This window comes from Streptosporangium sp. NPDC006013 (genome assembly GCF_040614275.1).
In the GTDB taxonomy this organism is placed as follows: domain Bacteria; phylum Actinomycetota; class Actinomycetes; order Streptosporangiales; family Streptosporangiaceae; genus Streptosporangium.
The window spans coordinates 1-2,425 of the sequence record NZ_JBEXUE010000827.1 but is presented as its reverse complement, the minus strand read 5'-3'; the positions used below and the strand labels follow the sequence as shown (position 1 = coordinate 2,425).

At 65.5% G+C, this 2,425-nt stretch carries 1 protein-coding gene; it reads left to right on the top strand.

Going from position 1 to position 2,425, the window contains the following annotated elements:
- The first annotated feature begins 219 nt into the window (after positions 1-219).
- Positions 220-2,259: a DUF6571 family protein gene (locus tag ABZ260_RS50025; protein ID WP_355632729.1), complete on the top strand. Its 2,040-nt coding sequence runs from the start codon at positions 220-222 to the stop codon at positions 2,257-2,259.
- The last annotated feature ends 166 nt before the right edge of the window (positions 2,260-2,425 follow it).

Here is a 2,425-nt window from a genome sequence, read left to right as displayed (position 1 = left end):
CCGACGCGTGATGTGACTCCGAGCCGACCAGGTGAGGGGTGCTCTTCAGCGGATCAGGTTCACCCCAGCCCCGAGAGCGGCAACCAAGGGGGGCGTCTCGCGTAATGCCGAGAATCATCCCATAATGCTTGATGGAATCATATTATCCATCCTTTAATATGCTTCTTATTGAGTTAGAGTGAAATAACTGAAAACAGGGCGAAGGGAATGGTGGAGGCGATGTCACCGGGAACGGGGCCTTTGTCACCGGACTTCGCCGGAATCGACCCCGAGCTGATGCAGGGCTTCATCGCCGCGCTGGAACGCGGTCGCGACGTGATCGGCGAGCAGACCGAGCGGATCCGGCAACTCCTCGCGACGGCCGAGGTGCCGGCGGTGGGACTGCTGCCGATCAGGGAGATCGACGGCTGGGTCAGCGACGAGCTTCTGGGGCTGCGCAAACGCCTGCAGACGATCAACCAGGATCTGCCCATGCTGGGAGGGGAGGTCGGCCTGCCGAAGCAGTCCTCGGCCTGGACCGGTGGCCTGTTCCAGAACCCGTTCCAGTGGGGGCTGCTGCCCTACGACGAGAAGACCGGAAAGTCCCCGGCGGGCAGTGCCAAGAAAGGCACCGAACTCGCCTTTCAGCTCTCGCGACTTCCCCCGTCCACCCTCGGCCTGCCCGATGCCGCCTACGACCGGATCCTCGACAAACTCGCCGACGGGCAGCAGGACGCCTATCTGACCGCCGGGTTCTTCCGGGTCATCGGCCCACAGGGCATGCTCGGCATGCTCCAACGTCTGGACAGGTACGACAAGAAGGCAGCCGACGGGCACCGGAAGGTCATCGGCGACGCCCTGGCCACCGCGGTCGGCGCGCAGCCGGCCCTGCTCGGCTCGGAGTGGGAGGCGGGCAACCTCAAGAAGGCGCCGGACGGCGAACTGGCATCCCTGCTCCGGTACGGCATGTTCCCCGCCGCGTGGCTCACCGAGATAGCGCGGGGCAGGGTGGGAAAGCCGGTCGGCGACGGCGACGACACCCGCCCCCGGCGGTGGAAGACCGACCTCGTCCCACTGCTGCCCGCCCTGGCGAACAACCCCGATGTGGCCAGGGGCCTGTTCAACGCCATGTCGCGCGAGGACCTCAGAGATCTGTTCACCGAGCTCAACCGGATGGAAAGCCCCGAACACGCCTTTCAGCGGCCTGCGGGCATGGACTTCGACATCAGCACGGAGTTCGGCCGGATGCTCGCCGCCGGAGGCGGCGCCTACGAGAAGGGCCCGCACAGCCCCGAGGCCGCGAAGTTCGCCTTCAACGTCATGACCATCATGGGCGACCTCAAGGACACCGACGGCACCGAGGACACCCCGGCCACCCCGATGGAGGTCGCGCCGGGAGTCAAGATCTTCATGTCGACGCTGGCCGGCGCCTACGCCGCCGAGATCACCGAGGGCGCGAACATCGGCGACGCCAACATGACCGAGGCGAGCACGCTCAAGCCCTTCACCTCGGCCTTCGGCACCACGGCGGCGTTCACCCTGAGCCCGAAGGACACCTACAACTTCCTGAAGACCTTCGCCGACTCCGCCAAGAACCTCGCCCCGTTCGACCAGGGCATGGGCCGCTTCTCCCAGCAGCTCATCGCCGACGCCTCGGCGACGGCCCGGCGCACCGGGGACGTCGAACACCTGGACAAGGCGTTCACCGCCCTGGGCAACGTACGCGGCTTCGAGCTGGCCGCGATCGAGAAGGTCCAGGGCGACCTGGACATGGTCGACAAGCAGCGCAAGGACCTGGTGAACTTCCTCCGGGACAACGCCATCGGGCTGGCGAGCATATACATCGGGTCGGGCCCGGTCTGGGACTACGCCTGGTACGCGTTGAGCACCTCCCTGTCCGCCGACGGCGCCTTCGGCAAGAAGGACGAGACCCGGATGGACAAGGTCAACAAGGACGACAGGGCGGCCACCCTCAGCCGCCAGCACACCTACGCGCAGCTGCTGATGGCCAACGGCTTCACCCCGAAGGTGACGGCCGCCGAGTTCCAGGCCAGCTGCCCACCCGGCGTGTCCATCATCGACGCCAAGGGCAACCTCAGACCGTTCGCCGAGCTGGTCAAGCAGGGCAACAAGGGGTTGGAGTCCTTCGAGCGGTGGGCGACGGTCAATGGGATGGGCAAAGACGATCTGTCATTGGGAACGCTGTCCGACAAGACAGCAAGCTGGTTCGAAGGTGGCAATAAACGAGCCCGAGAGCGCGCCTTGGCTCTCAACAGTTAGCTCACGACTCGGGCAGACACTCGGTCTCACCTCTGACCGCGTACCGCCCCTTGCCCGGCGACTCCAGGATGATCACCGTTTTGTACGCCTCGCTGGCGAGTTTGATAGGAGCGTCACCGCGGTCTTCAACGATGCGATAGGGGGCTACCCCGGAAAGCGAACCCAG

What these genes read in the sequence shown, in the direction of transcription:
- ABZ260_RS50025 (WP_355632729.1), top strand. Translation starts at nt 220, where the DNA reads ATGTCACCGGGAACGGGGCCTTTGTCACCGGACTTCGCCGGAATCGAC.